23 protein-coding genes, 1 tRNA gene and 1 other RNA gene are annotated in these 21,013 nt (G+C 65.4%); 16 read left to right on the forward strand and 9 right to left on the reverse strand.

Features of this window, described 5'->3' with window-relative positions; all coding sequences use genetic code 11:
• Window positions 1-135 precede the first annotated feature (135 nt).
• The 6 genes from rpoD to ribD all read left to right on the forward strand — a co-directional run bounded on the left by rpoD (window position 136) and on the right by ribD (window position 6,232).
• Window positions 136-2,112 carry an RNA polymerase sigma factor RpoD gene (rpoD, locus tag L1965_RS12215; protein WP_235756732.1) on the forward strand — a complete coding sequence of 659 codons (1,977 nt, stop codon included), beginning with the start codon at window positions 136-138 and terminating at the stop codon, window positions 2,110-2,112.
• Window positions 2,102-2,527, forward strand: coding sequence for a BLUF domain-containing protein (locus L1965_RS12220; RefSeq protein ID WP_235756733.1), 426 nt, complete (start codon window positions 2,102-2,104; stop codon window positions 2,525-2,527). Before rpoD ends, L1965_RS12220 begins: the two co-directional genes overlap by 11 nt.
• An 89-nt stretch (window positions 2,528-2,616) precedes the next feature.
• A complete protein-coding gene (locus L1965_RS12225) occupies window positions 2,617-4,125 on the forward strand; it encodes a DNA recombination protein RmuC (protein WP_235756734.1) in 1,509 nt (502 codons plus the stop codon).
• Window positions 4,122-4,550, forward strand: coding sequence for a secondary thiamine-phosphate synthase enzyme YjbQ (locus tag L1965_RS12230; protein WP_235756735.1), 429 nt, complete (start codon window positions 4,122-4,124; stop codon window positions 4,548-4,550). The genes L1965_RS12225 and L1965_RS12230 overlap by 4 nt, the downstream gene beginning before the upstream one ends.
• A gap of 213 nt (window positions 4,551-4,763) precedes the next feature.
• Window positions 4,764-5,228, forward strand: a complete 465-nt coding sequence (gene nrdR / locus L1965_RS12235) for a transcriptional regulator NrdR (protein WP_235756736.1) — start codon at window positions 4,764-4,766, stop codon at window positions 5,226-5,228.
• Between the two features lie 26 nt (window positions 5,229-5,254).
• On the forward strand, window positions 5,255-6,232 hold the full coding sequence (gene ribD, locus L1965_RS12240; protein WP_235756939.1) for a bifunctional diaminohydroxyphosphoribosylaminopyrimidine deaminase/5-amino-6-(5-phosphoribosylamino)uracil reductase RibD: 978 nt from the start codon (window positions 5,255-5,257) through the stop codon (window positions 6,230-6,232).
• Window positions 6,233-6,244: 12 nt separating this feature from the next.
• Here the strand turns inward: ribD and L1965_RS12245 are convergent, their stop codons facing one another.
• From L1965_RS12245 to L1965_RS12255, 3 genes are all read right to left on the reverse strand, one after another.
• Window positions 6,245-8,257 carry a capsule polysaccharide biogenesis protein gene (locus L1965_RS12245; RefSeq protein WP_235756737.1) on the reverse strand — a complete coding sequence of 671 codons (2,013 nt, stop codon included), beginning with the start codon at window positions 8,255-8,257 and terminating at the stop codon, window positions 6,245-6,247.
• 7 nt (window positions 8,258-8,264) lie between these two features.
• Window positions 8,265-9,353 carry a polysaccharide biosynthesis/export family protein gene (locus L1965_RS12250; protein ID WP_235756940.1) on the reverse strand — a complete coding sequence of 363 codons (1,089 nt, stop codon included), beginning with the start codon at window positions 9,351-9,353 and terminating at the stop codon, window positions 8,265-8,267.
• 137 nt (window positions 9,354-9,490) lie between these two features.
• Complete coding sequence (locus L1965_RS12255; RefSeq protein ID WP_235756738.1) at window positions 9,491-10,825, reverse strand: capsule polysaccharide biogenesis protein; 1,335 nt, start codon at window positions 10,823-10,825, stop codon at window positions 9,491-9,493.
• A 182-nt stretch (window positions 10,826-11,007) separates the two neighbouring features.
• Here L1965_RS12255 and L1965_RS12260 point away from each other — a divergent pair, with 182 nt between their 5' ends.
• The 5 genes from L1965_RS12260 (at window position 11,008) to L1965_RS12280 (ending at window position 14,230) form a co-directional block, all read left to right on the forward strand.
• Window positions 11,008-11,613, forward strand: a complete 606-nt coding sequence (locus L1965_RS12260) for a riboflavin synthase (RefSeq protein WP_235756941.1) — start codon at window positions 11,008-11,010, stop codon at window positions 11,611-11,613.
• 59 nt (window positions 11,614-11,672) lie between these two features.
• The gene (ribB, locus tag L1965_RS12265) at window positions 11,673-12,791 is read left to right on the forward strand and encodes a 3,4-dihydroxy-2-butanone-4-phosphate synthase (protein WP_235756739.1); all 1,119 of its coding nucleotides are present in this window, start codon (window positions 11,673-11,675) and stop codon (window positions 12,789-12,791) included.
• Between the two features lie 4 nt (window positions 12,792-12,795).
• The gene (locus tag L1965_RS12270) at window positions 12,796-13,347 is read left to right on the forward strand and encodes a 6,7-dimethyl-8-ribityllumazine synthase (RefSeq protein ID WP_235756740.1); all 552 of its coding nucleotides are present in this window, start codon (window positions 12,796-12,798) and stop codon (window positions 13,345-13,347) included.
• Entirely contained in the window at window positions 13,344-13,853 is a 510-nt protein-coding gene (gene nusB / locus L1965_RS12275; protein ID WP_235756741.1) for a transcription antitermination factor NusB, read from the forward strand. Before L1965_RS12270 ends, nusB begins: the two co-directional genes overlap by 4 nt.
• 65 nt (window positions 13,854-13,918) lie before the next feature.
• A complete protein-coding gene (locus L1965_RS12280) occupies window positions 13,919-14,230 on the forward strand; it encodes a hypothetical protein (RefSeq protein ID WP_235756742.1) in 312 nt (103 codons plus the stop codon).
• A 29-nt stretch (window positions 14,231-14,259) separates the two neighbouring features.
• Here L1965_RS12280 and L1965_RS12285 read toward each other — a convergent pair whose 3' ends face one another.
• Window positions 14,260-14,463 carry a hypothetical protein gene (locus tag L1965_RS12285; protein WP_235756743.1) on the reverse strand — a complete coding sequence of 68 codons (204 nt, stop codon included), beginning with the start codon at window positions 14,461-14,463 and terminating at the stop codon, window positions 14,260-14,262.
• A 140-nt stretch (window positions 14,464-14,603) separates the two neighbouring features.
• Between L1965_RS12285 and L1965_RS12290 the strand changes: the two genes are divergently transcribed.
• Entirely contained in the window at window positions 14,604-15,521 is a 918-nt protein-coding gene (locus tag L1965_RS12290; RefSeq protein WP_235756744.1) for a DUF481 domain-containing protein, read from the forward strand.
• 119 nt (window positions 15,522-15,640) lie between these two features.
• On the opposite strand, the gene ssrS is transcribed toward L1965_RS12290, so the two are convergent.
• Window positions 15,641-15,798, reverse strand: a non-coding RNA gene (ssrS, locus tag L1965_RS12295) — 6S RNA.
• 109 nt (window positions 15,799-15,907) lie between these two features.
• On the opposite strand from ssrS, the gene L1965_RS12300 reads away from it, so the two are divergent.
• Window positions 15,908-16,375 (forward strand): MmcB family DNA repair protein, encoded by a 468-nt coding sequence (locus tag L1965_RS12300; RefSeq protein WP_235756745.1) that lies wholly within the window; start codon window positions 15,908-15,910, stop codon window positions 16,373-16,375.
• Here the strand turns inward: L1965_RS12300 and L1965_RS12305 are convergent.
• Window positions 16,356-16,574: a DUF6324 family protein gene (locus tag L1965_RS12305; RefSeq protein WP_235756746.1), complete on the reverse strand. Its 219-nt coding sequence runs from the start codon at window positions 16,572-16,574 to the stop codon at window positions 16,356-16,358. The genes L1965_RS12300 and L1965_RS12305 overlap by 20 nt on opposite strands.
• Window positions 16,575-16,676: 102 nt before the next feature.
• On the opposite strand from L1965_RS12305, the gene L1965_RS12310 reads away from it, so the two are divergent.
• The 3 genes from L1965_RS12310 (at window position 16,677) to L1965_RS12320 (ending at window position 18,028) form a co-directional block, all read left to right on the forward strand.
• Window positions 16,677-16,753 (forward strand) — tRNA-His (locus L1965_RS12310).
• A gap of 166 nt (window positions 16,754-16,919) precedes the next feature.
• Window positions 16,920-17,354, forward strand: a complete 435-nt coding sequence (locus tag L1965_RS12315; protein WP_235756747.1) for an ElaB/YgaM/YqjD family protein — start codon at window positions 16,920-16,922, stop codon at window positions 17,352-17,354.
• Between the two features lie 11 nt (window positions 17,355-17,365).
• Window positions 17,366-18,028 (forward strand): phage holin family protein, encoded by a 663-nt coding sequence (locus L1965_RS12320; protein WP_235756748.1) that lies wholly within the window; start codon window positions 17,366-17,368, stop codon window positions 18,026-18,028.
• A 48-nt stretch (window positions 18,029-18,076) separates the two neighbouring features.
• Here L1965_RS12320 and L1965_RS12325 read toward each other — a convergent pair whose 3' ends face one another.
• From L1965_RS12325 to L1965_RS12335, 3 genes are read right to left on the reverse strand one after another with little or no spacing between them, the layout of a single operon-like run.
• On the reverse strand, window positions 18,077-18,463 hold the full coding sequence (locus L1965_RS12325) for a hypothetical protein (protein ID WP_235756749.1): 387 nt from the start codon (window positions 18,461-18,463) through the stop codon (window positions 18,077-18,079).
• 49 nt (window positions 18,464-18,512) lie between these two features.
• A complete protein-coding gene (locus tag L1965_RS12330) occupies window positions 18,513-18,893 on the reverse strand; it encodes a DUF1850 domain-containing protein (protein WP_235756750.1) in 381 nt (126 codons plus the stop codon).
• On the reverse strand, window positions 18,890-20,974 hold the full coding sequence (locus L1965_RS12335) for a TRAP transporter permease (RefSeq protein ID WP_235756751.1): 2,085 nt from the start codon (window positions 20,972-20,974) through the stop codon (window positions 18,890-18,892). Before L1965_RS12335 ends, L1965_RS12330 begins: the two co-directional genes overlap by 4 nt.
• Window positions 20,975-21,013 lie beyond the last annotated feature (39 nt).

Consider the following 21,013-nt stretch of genomic DNA (forward strand, 5'->3'; position numbering starts at 1 on the left):
GAATCACCGCCATGCCGCATGCGAATCATCCGCCCGGCCGGCCTTTGATCCGGCCCGGAATCGCGATAGAACAAATTCAGATTCGTGCCGATTCGCAGGTGAGTCGCGAATCACTGCCCCGAGAAGGAGCCCTGGATGGCCGCCAAGGACGACGAGCAAGACAAGACCGACAAGGACGAGAACGCCCATTCGCTGGACATGAGCCAGGCGGCGGTCAAGAAGATGATCTCCGAGGCGCGCGATCGCGGCTACATCACCTATGACCAGTTGAACAGCGTGCTTCCGCCCGAGCAGGTCAGCAGCGAACAGATCGAGGACGTGATGTCGATGCTGTCCGAGATGGGCATCAATGTCATCGAGGACGAGGAAGGGGCCGACGACGCCGAGGGCGGGGCCGTGGCCACGACCGCCTCGGGCTCGCGCGAGGTGGCGGTCGCCGCGACCGAGACCGAGAAACTCGACCGGACCGACGATCCGGTCCGCATGTATCTGCGCGAGATGGGCAGCGTCGAACTGTTGTCGCGCGAGGGCGAGATCGCGATCGCCAAGCGGATCGAGGCCGGTCGCAACACCATGATCGCGGGCCTTTGCGAAAGCCCGCTGACCTTCAAGGCCATCACCATGTGGCGCCAGGAGCTTCTGGACGAAGAGATCCTGCTGCGCGACGTGATCGACCTCGAGACCACGTTCGGCCAGGCGATGGACGACGAGGAGGCCGAAGAAGCCGAAGAGCTGTCCGCCGAGGACAGCGGCGCCGCTTCGGGCGAAAAGCGCGACGAGGTGGATGCCGACGGCAATCCGATGGGCGCCGATGACGACGACGACGAAGATGACGGCGCCAACCTGTCCCTCGCCGCGATGGAGGCCAGCCTCAAGCCGAAGGTCCTCGAGACTCTCGAAGCGATCGCGCTGGATTATTCGCTGCTTGCCGACATGCAGGACCAGCGGATGTCGGCAACGCTGAACGAGGACAGCAGCTTCTCGGCCAGCGCGGAATCGGATTATCAGAAACTGCGCAGCGAGATCGTCGTTCTGGTCAATTCGCTGCATCTCAACAACAGCCGGATCGAAGCGCTTGTCGATCAGCTTTACGGCATCAACCGCCGGATCGTCACGATCGATTCGGGCATGGTCAAGCTGGCCGACGGCGCCCGGATCAACCGGCGCGAATTCATCGACGCCTATCGCGGCAGCGAGCTTGACCCCACCTGGGTCGAACGGTTGCAGCAGCAGTCCGGACGCGGCTGGCAGGCCTTGTTCGAGCGGTCGCGCGAGCAGGTCGAAAAGCTGCGCGGCGACATGGCCGAGGTGGGCCAGTATGTCGGCGTCGACATCGAGGAATTCCGCCGGATCGTCAGCCAGGTCCAGCGCGGCGAGAAAGAGGCGCGTCAGGCCAAGAAGGAGATGGTCGAGGCGAACCTGCGCCTGGTCATCAGCATCGCCAAGAAATACACGAATCGCGGCCTGCAGTTCCTGGACCTGATCCAGGAAGGCAATATCGGCCTGATGAAGGCCGTGGACAAGTTCGAGTATCGGCGCGGCTACAAGTTCTCGACCTATGCGACCTGGTGGATCCGCCAGGCGATCACCCGCTCGATCGCGGACCAGGCGCGGACGATCCGCATTCCGGTCCACATGATCGAGACGATCAACAAGCTGGTTCGAACCGGCCGTCAGATGTTGCACGAGATCGGCCGCGAGCCGACCCCCGAGGAACTGGCCGAGAAGCTGCAGATGCCGCTGGAAAAGGTCCGCAAGGTGATGAAGATCGCCAAGGAGCCGATCAGCCTCGAAACCCCGATCGGCGACGAGGAAGACAGCCAGCTTGGCGATTTCATCGAGGACAAGAACGCCGTTCTGCCGCTGGACTCGGCCATTCAGGAGAATCTGAAGGAAACGACCACCCGGGTTCTGGCGAGCCTGACCCCCCGTGAGGAACGGGTGCTGCGCATGCGCTTCGGGATCGGCATGAACACCGATCACACGCTGGAAGAAGTTGGGCAGCAGTTCAGCGTCACGCGCGAGCGGATCCGCCAGATCGAAGCCAAGGCCCTGCGGAAGCTGAAGCATCCATCCCGAAGCAGAAAGCTGCGGTCGTTCCTTGACCAGTGATCCCATGCTTTTCGAGGGGCTGGGCTTCTTTCTGTATCGCAGCACTGCCCGCGACGGGCTGTCGGAACCGGACCTCAGGGATATTCTGGCAGCGGCCAGGCGCCGCAACGCCAGGCTGAGCCTGACCGGAAGCCTGCATCACGAGGACGGCCTGTTCTTCCAGTGGCTCGAGGGTCCCGTGGAATCGGTCAGGCTGGTCGTCGAATCCATCCTGCGCGACCCCCGGCATCGTGACATCACCGTCCTGGACGAAGGCGGATTGGCTTGGCGTCGGTTTCAGGACTGGCGGATGCGGTTCTCGGACCGTGAGCAGGCCTCGATGCTGGACTGGTTCGCGCGCTCCAAGGCCTCGACGGTGGATCGCGGCGCCTATGCGGACGGGGTCGCGTCCTTCCTGCAAGCTGTGGCGATCTGATCCTGCCGGGGTGAGGCTGGGCTGCGGCGGGTTGCGTTGCGGCACAAAAAGTGAACACTGGTCCTGGCCAGAAACAGTTCGGAGTGTTCATGCCGCAGGATCTTACAGCCCGCCTCGCCGCCTGGTTCAATGACCTCCAGACGGTACAGGCGATGCTGGCGGCGGCGGTGGTTTGCCTGTTGCTGCTTTGGGTCGTGGCGTCGCGCTTGCGCCATGATCGGGCGCGGTCGGCCGCTGCCCTGTCGGATGCCGCGGCGCGCGAAGGCGACCTGACATCCCGGCTGGCCCAGATGGAACGGGTCCAGCGCGATCAGGAACTTGAACTGGGCCGACACGCCGTCCGGCACGAAACACAGTCCGCGCGGCTGGCCGAACTGGCCGAGGATCGCGACGGGCTGGCCGACGCCCTGCATCAGGCACGCCAACAGCTTGCCCGTGGCCAGACCGAACTGGCGGAAACCCGGCTTGGCGCGCAGAAGGACCGCGAGGCCGCTGCCCGCGAGATCGCAACCCTTCGCGAATTGCGAGACGAGATGACCGGGCAGTTCAAGCTGCTGGCTGCCGAGACCCTGCGCGTTCAGCAAGGCGACATGCAAAAGGCCCAGGGCGACCAGCTGACGGCGCTGCTGAACCCGTTTCGCGATCAGGTGCATCGCTTCCAGACCGAATTGCAAAGTCGCAACAAGGTTCTGGACGAGGAAGGTGCGCGGCTGCGCGAACAGATCGCATTCCTGCACAAGCGCTCCGAGGATATTTCTCGCGAGGCGGTCAACCTGACCCGCGCCCTGAAGGGCGAAAAGCAGCGTCAGGGCGCCTGGGGCGAGATGGTGCTCGAGCGCATCCTTGAGCAATCCGGTCTGGAAGCCGGCACCCATTACGACATGCAGGCCAGTTGGCGCGACGAGGACGGCAAGCTGTGGCGACCCGACGTGGTGATCAGGATGCCGCGCGAGAAGATCATGGTGATCGACAGCAAGGTTTCGCTGAACGACTACGAGATTCTGGTGAACGGCGAGGACCCTGACGAGACCCAGGCCGCACTGCGCCGGCACGTCGCGGCCGTCCGTGCCCATGTCACCACGCTGGCGGAAAAAGGCTATCACCGGATGGATGATGCCTCGGTCGATTACGTGCTGATGTTCATCCCCATCGAAGGCGCCTTCTCCGAGGCGCTGCGCGCCGACCCGACCCTGGCGGGCTTCGCGCTTGAACGCGGGGTCGGGCTGACCACGCCCACCACGCTGATGCTGACGCTGCGGACCGTGGAACATATCTGGGCGGTCGAGCGGCGGGAAAGCAACGCCATGGAAATCGCCCGCCGTGCCGGGGCGCTTTACGACAAGGTCGCCGGTTTCGCCGAATCGATGGAAGGCGTCGGAAAGGCGCTGGATCAGGCATCGCGCGCGCATGGCCAGGCTCTTGACCGGCTGACCCGTGGGCCCGGCAACGTCATAAGGCAGGTCGAGATGCTGCGCGAACTGGGCGCGCGGACGCAAAAGCAGATCGCCCTCGATCATGACCGGGCCGATGATCGCGAGCCCGACGGTCGCACCGTGCTGGGGCCGCCGACACCGCATGGACCCGAAGCCGCCGAGTGATCCGTCTGTTCACCATCGCCACAAGCGGCCCCGCCTGCCACGAGTTCACCCGCGACGTCGCGCGCTGGCTGGCCGAGATCGGCGCACATGACGGCGTGCTGACACTGATGGTCCGGCACACCTCCTGTTCGCTGCTGATCCAGGAAAATGCAGATCCCGATGTGCAGATCGATCTGCTGAACTGGCTTGATCGCATCGCACCGGCCGCAGACCACCCCACGATGGGCTGGATCACCCATCGCGACGAGGGGCCAGACGACATGCCCGCGCATCTGAAGGCGGCGCTGCTGCCCGTCAGCCTGCAGATCCCGGTGTCCGCCGGGCGGATGATGCTGGGCACCTGGCAGGGCATCTATCTGGTCGAGCATCGGAAGGCCCCCCATGACAGGCAGGTCGCCGGGTTGTTTCAGCCGGTGGAAGGCTGAGCGCGGCTGGATTGGCCAGCCCGGGCCAGCCCCGCCCAGCCCGGGAACGATCTGTTGCCCGCACCCGGCCGTCCCGCACCGGGCATGGGCGCGCGCGCGGCATTCGGGTCACACGTCGTTCCGTGCCTATGTAGTAGCCTGTGGATAACCCTACCCAAGCCCTGCCAAGCTGCCTATAGTGGCTGCGGATCCAGGGACTTGGGGGACAACAGGATGCGCTGCCCGTTTTGCGGAAATGCCGATACGCAGGTCAAGGATTCGCGCCCGGCCGAAGACAATGTGGCGATCCGGCGCCGGCGTTTCTGTCCCGCCTGCGGGGGGCGTTTCACCACCTATGAGCGGGTCCAGCTGCGCGATCTGGTCGTGGTGAAATCGAACGGCAAGCGCGAGGATTTCGACCGCGACAAGATGGCCCGCTCGATCCGCATCGCCATGCAGAAGCGTCCTGTCGAACCCGAGCGCATCGAACAGATGATCAGCGGCATCGTGCGGCGTCTGGAAAGCACCGGCGAGACGGACATCCCCTCGAAGATGATCGGCGAGATCGTGATGGAGGCGCTGTCGCGCATCGACAATGTCGCCTATGTGCGCTTCGCCAGCGTCTACAAGAACTTCCAGGACGCAGACGATTTCGACAAGTTCGTATCGGAACTGCGTCCGGGCGCGGGGTCCGATTGACCCGGAACGAACTGGATCTGCGGCACATGCACCATGCGCTGCGACTTGCGCGGCGCGGGCTTGGCAATGTCTGGCCGAACCCTGCCGTGGGCTGCGTGCTCGTCAGCAAGGGCAGGGTGGTGGGGCGCGGATGGACACAGCCCGGCGGACGACCCCATGCGGAACGCGTGGCGCTGGACCAGGCCGGAGCCGAGGCGCGCGGCGCCACAGCCTATGTCACGCTTGAACCCTGCGCCCATCACGGCCGCACATCTCCCTGCGCCGAGGCGCTTGTCGCTGCCGGAATCGCCCGCGTCGTGACCGCCCACACCGATCCCGACCCCAGGGTCGCGGGACGCGGCCACGCCATCCTGCGCGCCGCCGCGATCGAGGTGACCGAGGGCGTCGCCGAGTCGGATGCCCGGGCGCTGCAATCGGGCTTCCTGTCTTGCGTCGCGCGCGGTCGGCCCTTCGTCACGCTGAAACTGGCCAGCAGCTTCGACGGGCGCATCGCCACTTCGCAGGGCGAGAGCCGGTGGATCACCGGCCCGGCCGCACGCGTGCATGTTCATGCCATGCGGCTGCAACATGACGCGATCATGGTCGGCGGCGGCACCGCGCGGGCCGACCTGCCCCAGCTGAATGTGCGCGGATTCGGTCCGGTCCGACAGCCGGTTCGCGTCGTTCTGACGTCGCGGCCGCTGCCCGAACTGCCCGACGAGGGGCCGGAGCACGGGCCGTTGTGGCAGCTTTCCGGCACGCCCGCGGCGGTGATGGCGGAACTGGCGGCGCGCGGGCTCACGCGCGTGTTCTGCGAGGGGGGCGGTCAGCTGGCCGCCGGCCTGATCGCCGCTGATGTCGTCGATCAGCTTGTGGGCTATACGGCCGGGCTGGTTCTGGGCCGGGACGGCCGTCCATCGATCGGTGCGCTTGATCTGCCCCGTCTGTCCGACGCGCCGCGTTTTCACCTGGTGGAAAGCCGCGCGGTCGGTCCCGATATCTTCCACCGCTGGCTTCGCGCGTGACGCAATCGCGTTTCAGCGCCGCCAGATCCAGCTATGCCCCGCCAGCGCGCCCTGCGCCTTCGCCAGCAGACGCAGCGCCGCGCCGCGATTTGCCGCTTGTGGATCGGCCAGCCTGTCCAGCGCGACCTCGGGCGGGCAGGGCAGCCCCGAAACCGGGTCGCGATAGCGGGGATAGGCGATCAGGCAGGCGTGGACCAGTGCCGCAAGCGTCGGACGCGCGACCCGGCGCGCGGGGATCGGGCCCAGGTCGCGGGTCAGTCCCCAGCCGGCGTAGAACGGGGCGCCAAGCACACTGACCGGAATGCCGCGCAGCAAGGCCTCGAACCCCAGCGTCGAGGTGATGGTCCAGACTTCGTCCACGCTGTCCAGCAGGGCTGCGGCGTCCACTCGGCGTGCGACCTGGTCGCAAATCCCGGACAGGTCGGCGTCGGAGATCGCGCCGGGACGCAGCCCCGCCTCGACATCGGGGTGGGGCTTGTAGATCAGCAGCGCTGCGGGGTTCTCGGCCCTCGCGCGTGCCAGAAGCTCGATGTTGCGCCGCTCGGCGCCGGCACCCAGCCGGATCGACGCGTCGTCCTCGACCTGTCCGGGCACCAGGATGACCCGCCGACCGTCGCGGTGCAGCGGGGCAGGTGGCATGCTGGCCAGATTGTATTTCGACAATCCCTTCAGCCGGATCGCGTCGATCAGCCGGCTTGCGCGGGCCTCGCCGCCCGGTGGCGGACCCAGGGCGATCAGACGCTCCAGCCGGCTTTCCCGCGTCGGATCGTAGTAGATGCCCAGATCGTCGGCGACCAGCGACAAGGGCGGTGTCAACGCCGCGCCAAGGCCGCGCGACCGCAGGAAACCGTCCTCGACCCGGATCGCCCGGGCGGCCTCGGCCCCCCGTCCTGCCCAGGTCAGCGTCACCTGCGCCGAAGGCCGTCGGGCGAAGCGGACGGGCCTGGCATCACCGAACGCGCGGGCGATGAAAGGCCGCTTCCACAACCGCATGCCGTAAGCCAGATGTCCGTCGCGATCCTGTCGCCAGACCTGGGTCTCTGCCTGCAGCTGGTCAACCGCGCCATGGAAATCGGTCAGCCGGTCGCGGCATGGATCATACCAGACGGGCGCCAGGAGATGGCTGGCCGCGAACAGATCCTCGCGGCTTGCCCGGCCCCGACGCCCGTCGGGAAGGCCATGCTCATCCTGGCTGAGTCCCCAGCCCGCATAGAAGGGTTGACCAAAGAGCCTCGGCGCTTGCCCGGCCAGCAGCGCCTCGTATCCCAGTTGCGAACTGACGGCGTACACGGCGCGGGCATCCGCGACCAGGCGCCAGGGTGAGACCGGGCCGTCGCACAGCATCTCTCCGGCGCGCAGATCGGCCGCAGCCAGATGACCGAGGCGAAGTCCGGCGGCGGTTTCGGGGTGGCTGCGCACAACGATCGGGACGCCGGGGTTTTCTGCGCGGGCGGCGCCCAGCATGCGCAGGAAAACCCCACGGCCCGCGCCCATCAGCGATGCGTCGCCACGCGTCTGGTCGATGACCAGCACATATCCCCGACCGGGTGGAGCCAAGGCCGGATCGTGGCCGTTGTATTTCGACAGATCGAGCGACCTCAGTCGCGCCAGACCGGCGGCCGCCTGGACTTCAAGCCCTTCGGTGCGCCCGTCCACAATGAGGCGTTCGATCAGGGACGGCCGTGCAGGATCGAAATGCACGCCTTCGGTGTCGATCAGAAGTCCCACAGGTCCGCGCCGGGCCAGCCGTCCGGCGGCACGACCGGGCAGGATCGACCGCAGGAAGGCATCCTCGATCGTGACCAGCGGCGCGCCGGATCGCGCCGCGACAGCGCGTCCGCGCCAGGCGGTCGGGCTGGCCCCCCAGATCGCGATCGCATCGCCGCAGCGGGGAACGCCCGCCGCTACCCGCCATCCGGCCAATGCAAGGATCCGGTGCAGCCGGGGCCTTGTCCAGAAGCCCGCGCTATAGACACAGAGCCGCCGGGGACTGTCCCCGGCGGCCCAGCCCGTTCCCGCGTCCATCTGGCCCTTATTCGCCGAAGCTTGCCACGGTGTCTGCCGAGTCGACGCTGCCGGTGATGGCCGCGATGGTCTTGTTCCACTGCACATAGGGGGCTTCGGTGACGTAGATCGTGTCGCCATCGCGGATCAGGAAATCACGCGCGAGGAACAGCCCGTTCGGCCGCGTCAGGTCCAGCACATAGGCCATGCGCTGCGTGCCGTAGACCGGCTTGCCAAGAACCCTGCTGGCCACGGATTCAGGTTCGTCGCGCAGAACGAACACGCCGGTCGGGTCCGCCAGCGCCGAGCTGAGGCCGCCGACCATGGCGATCGCCTCGACCGCGCTGATCATCTCGTTGCCCAGGGGCACGCGGGTCTGTCCGCCCAGTGCGCCAAGCGCGGTGAAGTTGCGCTGATCTTCCTCGACCAGGATGATGTCGCCCGGTCGCAGCGCGATGTCGTTGGACCGGCTGCCGTAAAGATCGGTCAGCGAGACCTTGCCCTGGCTGCCGCCGCGCTTGACCGTGATGACCGCCACTTCGGGCTCGACCGAGACCCCGCCAGCCTGAGCCAGCATCGATGACAGGGTGCGGGTCGGCCGTTCGATCGGATAGACGCCCTGCGCCAGGACCTTGCCCATCACCGACACCGTCGCACCATTGCCGGCAACCCGCGAGACGGTCACCTGCGGATCGGGGGTCTGAGCGCTGAGACGTTCGGTGATGATCTGGCGCAGCTGTTCGGGGCTGTTGCCCGCCGCGCGGATGCGGCCGGCATAGGGCACGAAGATATAGCCCGCGCTGTCGACCTGAATTTCTGTCAGTGCGGTCGAGCTGGCCCCCAGCGAGGTCAGCAGCCCGTCATCCACGTTTTCCCAGATCGACAGGCCCAGAACGTCGCCTGCCCGGATTTCATCCGCGCCGACCTGGCCCGCGTTGCGGAAGCTGGACGAAAACCCGTAGGCGGGCGCGAAATTGCTCGCCCGATTGACGTGATCATTGACATAGATGACGTTCGCGTTCCCGCCACGTTCGACGGCACCGGCGTAGATCTCTTTCTTGTTCGGGCCCGGTCGCGGCAAGCCGCATGCTGTCACCAGCACCAACGCCGCGATCATGGTCAGCCGCAGGATACCGGCCTGGGGGAAAATGGCTGTCACCTCGAAACTCCTGTTTTCATTTCGGCGGGGGTATGCGCCCGTTTATGCTTCAATCTATCGGTTGGTCCCTGAAGAAACCACCATTTCATGCTGTTTCAGTCGCGGCGGTCTGCGATCTGGTGCCGATGTGCGACACGCCCCTTTGCCAGCGCCTCGTAGGGGTCGTCCGGGGCCAGGATCAGGTCCGCGACAAGCCGCAGCGTGTGGGCGCGCGAGCGGCGGGAATAGAATCCGCCGGGCACCTGGCTGGTCTGCAGAAGGAAGTCGCGAAGGACGCGGTAGGCTTGCGGATCGGGTGGCTGCGGTTCGGCAAGGAAATCCGCCAGCGACTGGTCGGCAACGATGCCCGGCTTGGCGTAGACCGCGCGACCCAGTGCCTTCACCGGGATCCCGCGCCACAGCGCCTGCTGCGCGGCGGTCGAGTTGACAGTGATCACCGAGCGCGCATGGGCCATCTGTTCGGCCAGTTTGCCGCTGCGCATGTAATGCACGCGGCCTTCGACGCCGAGATGCCTCGCGGCCTGCAGGATCGCGCGCCGGTTTTCCGCGCGGCCATCCTCGAGCGGGTGTGCCTTGAAGATCAGATGATGGTGACGCGGCGCGGCGCGCGAAAACTCCCCGATGACGGTGTCGATGAACTGGCTGTTGCGGGTGAAGGGTGAATGTCCCAGGAAGTTGGAATCGTGTTCCAGTTGCATCGGCACCAGAGAATAGGGCCGACCCGACAGCTTGAAACGCCGCCACTGGACCATGGATTTCAGACGATAGGCCGGTGCCATCAGGAAACGCCGCAGATTGAGCCTGAATTCCTGCCCGATCGTGATCGCGCGGTGGCCGCGATAGCGGCGATACCGGCCATTCGCGATCAGCACGATGAAATGATAGAAGGCGCCATAGAACTTGTGATGACCCATGTCGCCCCAGCGTGCCGGCGGGCGACGGATCTCGCTGCCGGAGTCCCGCAGGGCCGCGCGCATCTGCGACAGCGAGATCCGCAACAGCGCCGAATGACCATTCGATCCACCCCGCTCGTAGCTGATCCAGTAAGGGCGCAGATACCCTTCTTCGAAGACATGCAGGCGCAGGCCGTCATCGCGGGCGGCGCTGCGCGCGATGTCGTGGATCGGCCGGACGTCACCATAGAGCACGATATCGGTCACACCCTTTTCGACAAGGATGCGGTCCAGATGCTGGGGCCAGTCCTGCATGCTCCCGGTGTGGCGGATGAGTGACGCCTTGTCTGACCAGAAGAATTCGTCGCCGGCGTTGAAACCGCAGCGCCAGACGGTCGCGCCGGCAGCGCGCAGCAACCGGGCCAGGCGGTCAAAGAACGGCCCGTGCGGCCCTTGCAAAAACAGGAAGACCCGCGCCTCTGTCCCGGTGGGCGGATCGGTGGCCAGGCCATCTACGGAAAGGCGTTGGTGCAGCATCTTGCCCGGCGGACGATATGAGATCGGAAACGGAACGTCTGCCGGTCATGACACGAATTCGTTAGGATATCCATAACGCTTCGGCCCCATTTCGCCCCATTGCCGCGGCGTCCATGCGCCACCCCTTCTTGCGCGGGCGCGGTCGATGGCCTAGTTCGGGTCCAGCAGCAGGGGTCATGACGATGTTCACGGGGATCATCACCGATATCGGCACGGTTCGCGCGGTCGAGATGCGCGGCGACATGCGCGCCCGGATCGGCTGTGGATATGACATGGCGGGGGTCGAGATGGGGGCCTCGGTGGCCTGCGACGGCGTTTGCCTGACGGTTGTCGCGAAGGGTGACGACTGGTTCGATGTCGACATCTCGGCCGAGACGATCAGCAAGTCGAATATCGGCGCGAACGGATGGTCCGTCGGCAGGCGGCTGAACCTGGAACGCGCGCTGAAGGTCGGAGACGAACTTGGCGGCCACATCGTCAGCGGGCATGTCGATGGCGTCGCGCGGATCGTCGGGGCACGCGACGAAGGCGGCAGCCTGCGCCTGACCTTCGAGGCACCCCCGGGGCTGGCGCGGTTCATCGCCCCCAAGGGATCGGTCGCGCTGAACGGCACCTCGCTGACCGTGAACGAAGTCGATGGCACCCGCTTCGGCATCAACCTCATCCCGCATACGCAGCAGGTCACGACCTGGGGCGATGCGCAGGAAGGCGATGCCGTCAACCTCGAGATCGACACGCTGGCGCGCTATGTCGCGCGGCTGGCCGAAGCCGGCGCGGCGGGTATATAGGCAAGTGAGGCGGGCTGGCGGTTCCGTCAGCGGAGCGCGACATTTCAAGGGAAGCCACCATGCAGTTTGAAAAGCCCGGTCCGGTCGAAAGCGATCTGAGCAACGCGATCTCGACCATCGAGGAGATCATCGAGGATGCCCGGAACGGCCGGATGTTCATCCTCGTCGATCACGAGGACCGCGAGAACGAGGGCGATCTTGTGATCCCCGCCCAGATGGCCACGCCCGATGCCGTCAATTTCATGGCCACGCATGGTCGCGGTCTGATCTGCCTGTCGCTGCCCGGCGACCGCATCGACGCGCTGGGGCTGACGCTGATGAGCCCCAAGAACTCCAGCCGCCACGAGACCGCGTTCACCATGTCGATCGAGGCGCGCGAAGGCGTCACCACCGGAATCAGCGCCCATGATCGCGCGCGCACGATCAGCGTGGCCATCGATCCCTCCAAGGGTGGCGCCGACATCGCCACGCCCGGCCATATCTTTCCGCTTCGCGCGCGCGAGGGCGGCGTCCTGGTCCGCGCAGGACACACCGAGGCTGCGGTGGACATCGCGCGCCTTGCCGGCCTGAACCCGGCCGGTGTCATCTGCGAGATCATGAACGAGGACGGCAGCATGGCGCGGCTGCCCGACCTGGTCGCATTCGCGCAGAAGCACGGGCTGAAGATCGGCACGATCAGCGACCTGATCCGCTATCGCCGCCGGCACGACAACCTGATCGCAGAGCGCAGCCAGCGCGCGGTGCAATCGGTCAATGGCGGTGAATGGATGATGCGGGTCTTTGCCGACGAGACTCAGGGGGCCGAGCATATCGTGCTGACCAAGGGCGATCTGAACGCGCCGGGGCCGGTTCTGGTCCGCATGCACGCGCTGGACCCGCTGCACGATGTGCTGGGGATCGGCCGCGAGGATGCCGGCAGCCTGCCCGCCGCGATGCAAGAGATCGCCCGCGAGGGAAAGGGCGTGGTCGTGCTGATCCGCGACCTGACCAACGCGGTGGCCCAGCCCGGCGAGGTCGGTCCCCATACGCTGCGCCAATACGGGCTGGGCGCGCAGATCCTGTCGGCGCTGGGTCTGTCGGAGCTGATCCTTCTGACGAATTCCGCGCCGGTCAAGGTCGTCGGGCTTGACGCCTACGGGCTTTCCATCCATTCCACGCGGCCTATTCCCAGGGATTGAGACGATGGCCTCGAACACACAGCACCACCTGCTTGAGCTGCCGCACCTTGATGCGCCGGTCCGTCTGCTGGCGGTCATCGCACCCTATTACAAGGCGATCGCGGACGGGTTGCTGGCCGGGGCGCGCGCCACGGCCGACACGGCCGGCGCCGTTCTGGACGTGGTCGAGGTGCCGGGTGCGCTCGAGATACCGACCGCGGTCGCGATCGCCGCGCGCCGGTCCGGATATGACGGCTTCGTGGCACTTGGCTGCGTGATCCGGGGCGAGACGACACATTACGACACCGTCTGCAACGACAGTTCACGCGGGCTGACGCTTCTGGGGCTTCAGGGCGTGTGCATCGGCAACGGCATCCTGACGGTCGAGACCATCGACCAGGCCGAGGTCCGGGCCGACCCCGAGGGTCAGAACAAGGGAGGGGGCGCCACCGCGGCGGCGCTTCATCTGGTGGCGCTCAGCCGGAAATGGGCGAGCCGCCGCGATCCCGGCAGTCCGCCGAACGACCCTGACCCCGTCCGGCTTGCGGGCCGACTGGAAGGGCAGGGCAACGCATGAGCGACGCGGACGAGGCCGGAAAGCATTCGGCGGCACGACCCGACCGGCGCGCTCTCAGCAGCGCCGCGCGGCTTTACGCTGTCCAGGCGCTGTTTCAGATGGAGGCGGCGGGAATCTCGGCCGACCGCGTGCAGCGCGAATTCCGCACATACCGGATCGGCGCCGAAGACGAGGATGGCCGGGCGGCCGAAGCGGACGAGACAATGTTCGCCCGGATTCTGGATGACGCGGTGCAGTGGCAGTCGCGGATCGACCAGGCGACGGATCGGGGACTGGTTGCGAAATGGCCGATCGACCGCATCGACCCCGTGCTGCGTGCGCTGTTTCGTGCCGCCGGTGCCGAGCTGGTGACCCCGCGCACGCCCCCCAAGGTGGTGATCGCGGAATATGTGCGTCTCGCCGAAGCCTTCTTCCCGGAAGGCAAGGAACCGAAATTCGTGAATGCCGTACTGGATCATGTCGCCCGGCAATTGCGGCCCGACGCGTTTCCGGGTGCGACGAGTTGAACTGGTCAGAATCGGGCGGGATGGGCTAGACTGGTCGGAAGCGCAGATTGGAACCGGAGTCAGCCATGCCACGCCTTGTCCGCCTTTATGTCAAAAGCGTCCTGATCGGGCTCGCTCTGGCCTTGAGCTTCACGATTCTTCTGCTGGTGCTTGACGTGGGCGGCCTGGGCCGGCTGGTTCTGGCAAGCCCTGTCGGTTGGCTTGCCGCACTGATGCTGGTGATCTTCAATGCCATCGTCTTTTCGGGTGTTCAGTTCGCATTCGCGATCATGAGGCTGGCTGATTCCCCGCCCGCCGGCGGAGGTCGCCAGCCCTTGGTCATGATGCCTCTGCGCGCGGCCCTTTCGGCTACGGCCCGGTCGCGCGCCGGCAAGTAAGCGGGCGCCCATGTGACCTGCGGCAGAATTCACCCATGCCGTGTCGAAATGGCAACAAGATCGGCTCCGCGCCAAGCCCCCAGATCCAGCTTTTCATTGATAAGTAACGCAAATATTTCAATCTTGGCATCATTTCTGCTGGATTTTTCTGCAGACAACATCCGGCAAAAGAGCAAGGTTAACAATCTTTTAACCAGTGTCCGGCCGTGATCGCCCGGGATTTCCTGTCCCATCCTCACATTATTATTTCAGCATGCGTTCGCGGATCCTGCAGAAGCCACGCGCCTTGTCACGTTTTCGTTATGTCGCATTGTGCCGGGCCGGTGTTTGAACCGGGCGCGCCTGTCTGTAAATAACCATCAGCAGAGATGCTTTGGCGCACAGACTGCGCCAGGACAACGAAATTAAGATCGTGAGGATAACCATGAAAAAAGTTACGCTACTGACCGGCACCGCCGCACTTGTGGCCGCCCTGTCCGTTCCGGCTTTTGCCCAGACCGAAATGGCGACCGGCGCCACCGCCACCGGCGTGTCGGCTGTCGATGACCGCATCACCGATATCGAAGATGCCGTTCAGGACGATTTTGATCGTGCCAACGACCCGGACCGTTTTGGCCCGGCTGACCGCCGCCAGGGCCTGTTCGGCAACATGGCGCTGACCTATTCGGGCAACACCAGCAACAGCGACGAAGCCATCGATGATCAGGATCTGTCCGTGGCTGGCCGCATCTCGTTCAATCAGGGCCGGTTCGCCCAGTCGGTTGGCCTTGCGATCGAGTTCTCGGAAACCGACAACGAGAAGACCAAGGAAGAAGTCGCGGCGATCTACGACGCCCAGTACTACTTCAACGACCGCATGTATGGTTTCGGCCTGGGCCGGATCACCGTTGACGGCGTTGCCGCGACCGGCGAACTGGACCGTGACGGCTTCCTGGGCTTTGGTCCTGGCTACCGCGTCATCAGCACCGAAGCGACCGCATGGCGCGTCCAGGCCGGTCTCGGCGTCCGCTACACCCGCTTTGTCGGCGCTGACTCGGACACCGAAGTTGGCTACATCGCTTCGTCGCGCTTCTACCACCGCTTCAACGACGTGCTGTTCCTGACCAACGACACCGACTACCTGACGTCGGATTCGGGCGATACGATCAGCAACTCGCTGGGTCTGGGCTTCAAGGTCACCGAAGCGCTGGCGACCAAGATCAGCTACGACACCGACTACGAAAAGAACGACGCCACGGGTGACTCGGTCACCGACAACACCCTGGGCCTGTCGGTCGTTTACGGCTTCTGATCCTTCCCTCGGATTGGATGTCTCTCTGGAAGGGCGGGTGCAAACCCGCCCTTTTCGACGTGCCGACCACCAAAAAAAAACAAAACCGCCACTGCCGGGGGCAGGGCGGTGATCGGGCGGCGGGAACCGCAGCAACCGCGGCAGCGCGAGATTTCCCGAAAGCCTGGAGTACCAGGTGGGCGCCGGGTAACGTGACCAGGGCCACGACAGGGCCAGCCCCCTCGGAAAAGTTATAGGCCAGTGGAAAAATGGCCGCTCGCGAGTAGTGCAGAAACCCGCCAAGCCCGAGAAATAGGGCCGATCGCGCGTGCTTTCAAGCCGTCCCGCACGAAAATCCGAAGGGCAGGGCGCTTGCAAGCTGTTGCCGGTTCGTCCTAGTCTGCGGCATGGATCAGTCTGCGGCCAGCCTCGTTCCGGCGATGCCGGGTCAGCGCCTTGCCCGAGGCGTGGCGCGGCTGTTGCACAGCATGGATCACGCCGTGCTGACCGAATTCGTTCCGGAGCGCGGACTGCGGGTCGATCTTGTCGGCTTGGGTCCCCGGGGCGAGATCTGGATCGTGGAATGCAAGAGTTGCCGGTCGGATTTCGTCGCGGACCGCAAGTGGCATCGTTATCTGGATTGGTGCGACCGGTATTTCTGGGCCGTGGACGAAGCGTTTCCGCTGGACCTGCTGCCCGAACGGACCGGGCTTATCATGGCCGACCCCTACGGAGCCGAGATACGGCGCATGGCACCCGAGACGCGCCTTCAGGGTGCGCGCCGCACGCGGCTGATGCGGGACATCGCCCGCGTTGCCGCGCGGCGATTGCAGGCCGCCAACGACCCCCTGGCGTTCAGCGCCGGGGCTTCCTAGGCTTGTCCGCCCTGCTGCCCATCTGCCGGACCGCCTCGGCCGCCGCCATCAGTTCCTCGGCGATCTCGATCGCTTCGTCGGCGTCGAAATCCAGCGGCAGGTCGACGCCCTCGGCCTCGACATAGATCCGCACCATGCCCTTGTCGGTCGGTCCCACCTGAAGGTTGGCGGCGACGTTGCTTTCGCTGTTGATGCTCACGGCTGATCCTCGTTTCTGGTGACGCATTTTGTAGCCCGCGACGAATTTCGCGGCAAGTCGGGCTTGCAACGCGAGCCTGTCAGGTTTAGAGAACGCATCCGTGCCGCCTTAGCTCAGTTGGTTAGAGCGCTGGATTGTGGATCCAGAGGTCCCCCGTTCAAGCCGGGGAGGCGGTACCATTCCGCCCTTTCCCTGCATGTCGGCCTGTCCACTCCTGCGACGCCATCGACCGTTCGCCGCATTCGGCGATTCCCACCAGAAAAATATGATCTGCGATGGAACAATGCCGCACAGCGGCGGGTTTGCTGGATGATAGCAATCAAGACCTGTGGAAAGGACATCCCCATGGCTCAATCGAACCCGACAGCCGACGAGATGAAACGCGACGCGAAGGCCGCCGTCGAGGAGGCACGCAGTGATCTGCGCGAGGGCGCCAGGAATATCTCGGACGACATGCGCGATACCGCGAAGGATCTGGCAGACAATGCCGGCGCCGAGCGGTTGATGGACCGGGGCGCGGAGCTGGCCGAAAATGCGCGCGAGACGGGCCGCAAATACGCCGAGCGCGCGCGCGAGGCCGGCGAGGAATATGCCGGGCGCGCCCGGGAAGAGGCCGATCGGCTTTATGCCGCCGGCCAGCGCAAGGCCGACGAGGTGGCCCATTATGCCGAAGAACGTTATGACGAATTGTCCGACATGGTCCGCCGCAACCCGGCGCAGTCGCTTGGCATCGCAGCGGGCGTCGGCTTCCTCGTGGGCCTGCTGATCGCGCGTCGCTAGGACCACAGCGCATGTTCGATTTTGCAAGACGCCTTCAGCTTGCGGCAGGCGACACGGCGCGGCGCACGGCGATGAAGATCGTCGCCGGCGTCGTGCTGTCGGTTGCGTCGGGTTTTCTGCTGGCGGCATTGTGGACCTGGCTTGCCCACGGGCTGGGCTGGGGCGCGACCTACGCCTCTCTGTCCATCGGCGGCGGTTTCGCGGTGCTTGCGGTGATGCTGCTGATGATCGCGTCGCGGACACGCCACCCGATGCCGACCGGCGAGGATCTGCGGCGCGAGGTGGAAGCCCGCCTCAACCTGGCCGCCGATGCAGCCGTCGAACGCGCCCAGTCCGAAGCCTTGCGGCTTGCCGACATGGCCGAGGGAAAGGTCCATTCGCTGATCGATCGCGCCGGATACCGCGCCAATCAGTTTGCCAGCGATGCCGAACGGCGCGCGCAGGGTCTTGTGCGCGACACAGCCAGAAGCGTCGGACTGACAAGTGGCAATGTCCGCGCCGCGAAGGATGGTGCGCGCGACATGGCCAGCCGGGCGAACCGTGCGGCGAACAGCGACATGGGCAACATGGCAAAGCTGGTCGGCGCCTTCGCGATCGGCGTGACGCTGGCCGCAAAGTTGCAGGAAACACGTCGCCCCCGGACGCGGGAATTCGACCCGGACGATTTCCTCTAGGCGCTGACATGGACCGGAATCAGAGGGCCGCTTCGTCGCGGCCCTTCTTCATGCCGCCGCGGCGCGGACCTGCACCTCGACCACAAGCGCCGACAGGTCGTCACGGGTAAAGGGCGAGGCGAGGGTGAACCAGCCGCGCCGATGGACGGCCTCGGATGTGTCATCGCCGATCCGGACAACGATCTCGACCAATCCTTCGTCTGCAAGACGCGACAGGCTGCAATCCTCGATCTGTGCCAGCGAAAGCTTGGTGATGATGACGGTCCGCAAGCGTCCGTCTGGCTGCCTGCCGCACACGAGCTCGACGGCTTCTTCCGGATCTCGCAGCCGGATGGTTTCGCAAGCGGGATCGGCAGCCTCCAGCCCTTCCTGCATATCGCGTGCGATGAAGCAGTCCTTTTCGATGATGACGAAGAGCAAAGCGGAATCCGACATGACCGCTTCAGCATCACAGCACGACGCAAAGCTTGCAATTTAATGTTTGTCAGCCGGCGGAATTGCTCTGGTCCGGGCAAGGCCGCAGCCGGATCGCGCGGCTTGCGGCACGCCCGATCTCGCGGCATGTCGCGACGTCGCAGATGCGCCAGCCGCCCTCGGTCGCACCGCTGGCACCAAGCAGCAGCTCGCGCTGCGGAGGCAGATCGGGCGTCCAGACCCACCAGCCATCGCTCAGCACCGCGTCCTGCCCGGGCTCCATTCCCGCCCCCGAACCCTGCACCGCCGCGCGCTGCAGATCGAGCATTCCGTCCTTGATCAGCCATTCCTCGCGCCAGGCGACATGTTCGACCGAATGCATCCATTCCAGACGGAAATCCGGCCCGCTGAGAGCCAGCGTCATGAAACCCGCCAACAGGCAACCGCTCATCCGCGCCTCCGCATCCACCACAGTCCCAGGAATGCCGCAGCGAGGGCAAAACCGATCTCGTCCGTCATCGGAAGTGCGGCGATCAGCGTGAATGCCGCGGCAGCCGACAGCAGACGTTCCCAGAACCGAAGCGGGTGGTGCAGCCAGCCGATCACGGCGATGCCCCACAAGCCGATCGCCAGCACGCATTTCGCGACGATATAGGCCACCGCGGGCACATAGCCGATGTCCTGGGCCAGCGGTCCGCCGTCTTGCAGCATCAGGGCAGGGGTGTAGACCGCCATATAAGGGATCACGAAGCCGGCCGCGGCGATCTTCACCGCCTCGAGACTGATCTTCAGGCCGTTCTCCTTCGCGATCGGGGCAGCGGCGAAACAGGCCAGCGCGACCGGCGGCGTCAGATCGGCCAGGATGCCGAAATAGAACACGAACATGTGGCTGACGATCAGCGGAACGCCAAGCTGCAGCAGGGCGGGCGCGGCGATCGTCGAGGTGATGATGTAGTTCGGAATCGTCGGGATCCCCATCCCCAGCACGATGCAGGTGATCATGGTCAGGACCAGGGACAGGATCAGGCTGTTTTCGCCGACCGACACGATATACAGGCCGAATGTGTTCGCTGCACCAGTCAGCGTCATGGTGCCGATGATGACCCCGACCAGCGCGCAGGCCACGCCGACGGGCAAGGCGGTCTTGGCCCCCTCTGCCAGGCTGTCGATGACCTGCCAGATCGTTCTGCGCCCGCCCGCGCGGAACGCGTTCCAGGCCAGAAGCGCGCCTATGCCCCCCCATAGCGCAGCGTTGCCAAAGCGCAGGAAGCTGGCTGCGACCAGTCCCAGCCCGACCCAGAAGATCAGCCGCAGGACCCCGGCCGGCAGCCCTAGCGCGGCCGAGGCGCCAAGGATCAGCATGATCGTCAGTGCCAGCCCGACCGTTCCCGCGAACAGCGGGGTGTAGCCCGAGAACAGAAGATAGACCAGCACCGCCAGCGGCAGCAGCAGGTACCAGCTCTCTGTCAGCGCCGCGCGGGCGGAGGGCAATTCGTCCTTCGCCATGCCGCGCAAATGGCGGCGCCCAGCCTCGAGATGGACCATCCAGAACGCGCTGGCGAAATACAGGATGGCGGGGATGATGGCGGCACGGACGACCTCGACATAGGCCACGCCAAGGGTTTCGGCCATGATGAACGCCACCGCGCCCATCACCGGCGGCATCAGCTGGCCACCCATGGATGAGGTCGCCTCGACCCCGCCCGCGAAGGCCGCGCGATAGCCGAAGCTTTTCATCAACGGGATGGTGAACTGGCCGGTGGTCACGACATTGGCCACGCCCGAACCCGAGATCGTGCCCATCAGACCGGAACTGACCACGCTGACCTTGGCCGCGCCGCCCATCCGGTGACCGACCATGCCAAGCGACACGTCGGTGAACAGCTTGATCATGCCGGCCTTTTCCAGAAAGGACCCGAACAGGATGAACAGGAAGATATAGGTCGCACTGACGTAAAGCGGGGTGCCGTAGATGCCCTCGGTGCCGAACGACATCTGTTCGATCACCTGCGCGAAGTCGTAACCGCGGGTGACAAGCGGGCCGGGAAAATGCTGGCCGAACAGCGCATAGGCCAGGAACAGTCCCGCCACGACCGGCAAGGCGGGCCCCATGACCACATAGGCGGCCGCGAATGTCGTCACGAGGGCCAGGACCCCGATGACGACATCGGTCTGGTTCAGCGCCCCCGAGCGCAGCATCAGCGGGACATACTCGACCCACTGATAGCCGGCCACGAGAACGCCAGAGCCGCCCAGCAGCCAGGCAATGACCATGGCCGCCGGACCGCGCTTGCGCAGAACGGCCAGCAGCGGAAAGCAGAGCAGCATCAGAAAGCCGAGATGCAGCGCCCGCTGGACCTGGCTGGACAGGGTGACGATATGCGCCGCGATCGCGATCTGATACAGAGAGAAGGCAACCGCGATCCAGAACAGAAGCTTGCCCTGGACGCCACCGGGAAAGCTGTCTGCCAGCGGATCATGCAATCCCAGCTCGGGGTCGCCGGCCGGGGCTGAGTGCGTGGCTTGGGCCATGGGATTCGTCCGGAAGTGGCATCACGGGGCCGTGACATG

This window comes from Paracoccus salsus (assembly GCF_021556615.1).
GTDB classification, from domain to species: domain Bacteria; phylum Pseudomonadota; class Alphaproteobacteria; order Rhodobacterales; family Rhodobacteraceae; genus Paracoccus; species Paracoccus salsus.

Excerpts from the sequence above, each read along its gene's own strand:
- rpoD (WP_235756732.1), top strand. The coding sequence starts at position 136 with ATGGCCGCCAAGGACGACGAGCAAGACAAGACCGACAAGGACGAGAAC.
- L1965_RS12225 (WP_235756734.1), top strand. The coding sequence starts at position 2,617 with ATGCCGCAGGATCTTACAGCCCGCCTCGCCGCCTGGTTCAATGACCTC.
- nrdR (WP_235756736.1), top strand. The coding sequence starts at position 4,764 with ATGCGCTGCCCGTTTTGCGGAAATGCCGATACGCAGGTCAAGGATTCG.
- ribD (WP_235756939.1), top strand. The coding sequence starts at position 5,255 with ATGCACCATGCGCTGCGACTTGCGCGGCGCGGGCTTGGCAATGTCTGG.
- L1965_RS12245 (WP_235756737.1), bottom strand. The coding sequence starts at position 8,257 with ATGGACGCGGGAACGGGCTGGGCCGCCGGGGACAGTCCCCGGCGGCTC.
- L1965_RS12250 (WP_235756940.1), bottom strand. The coding sequence starts at position 9,353 with ATGATCGCGGCGTTGGTGCTGGTGACAGCATGCGGCTTGCCGCGACCG.
- L1965_RS12255 (WP_235756738.1), bottom strand. The coding sequence starts at position 10,825 with ATGCTGCACCAACGCCTTTCCGTAGATGGCCTGGCCACCGATCCGCCC.
- L1965_RS12260 (WP_235756941.1), top strand. The coding sequence starts at position 11,008 with ATGTTCACGGGGATCATCACCGATATCGGCACGGTTCGCGCGGTCGAG.
- ribB (WP_235756739.1), top strand. The coding sequence starts at position 11,673 with ATGCAGTTTGAAAAGCCCGGTCCGGTCGAAAGCGATCTGAGCAACGCG.
- L1965_RS12270 (WP_235756740.1), top strand. The coding sequence starts at position 12,796 with ATGGCCTCGAACACACAGCACCACCTGCTTGAGCTGCCGCACCTTGAT.
- nusB (WP_235756741.1), top strand. The coding sequence starts at position 13,344 with ATGAGCGACGCGGACGAGGCCGGAAAGCATTCGGCGGCACGACCCGAC.
- L1965_RS12280 (WP_235756742.1), top strand. The coding sequence starts at position 13,919 with ATGCCACGCCTTGTCCGCCTTTATGTCAAAAGCGTCCTGATCGGGCTC.
- L1965_RS12285 (WP_235756743.1), bottom strand. The coding sequence starts at position 14,463 with ATGGGACAGGAAATCCCGGGCGATCACGGCCGGACACTGGTTAAAAGA.
- L1965_RS12300 (WP_235756745.1), top strand. The coding sequence starts at position 15,908 with ATGGATCAGTCTGCGGCCAGCCTCGTTCCGGCGATGCCGGGTCAGCGC.
- L1965_RS12315 (WP_235756747.1), top strand. The coding sequence starts at position 16,920 with ATGGCTCAATCGAACCCGACAGCCGACGAGATGAAACGCGACGCGAAG.
- L1965_RS12320 (WP_235756748.1), top strand. The coding sequence starts at position 17,366 with ATGTTCGATTTTGCAAGACGCCTTCAGCTTGCGGCAGGCGACACGGCG.
- L1965_RS12325 (WP_235756749.1), bottom strand. The coding sequence starts at position 18,463 with ATGTCGGATTCCGCTTTGCTCTTCGTCATCATCGAAAAGGACTGCTTC.
- L1965_RS12330 (WP_235756750.1), bottom strand. The coding sequence starts at position 18,893 with ATGAGCGGTTGCCTGTTGGCGGGTTTCATGACGCTGGCTCTCAGCGGG.
- L1965_RS12335 (WP_235756751.1), bottom strand. The coding sequence starts at position 20,974 with ATGGCCCAAGCCACGCACTCAGCCCCGGCCGGCGACCCCGAGCTGGGA.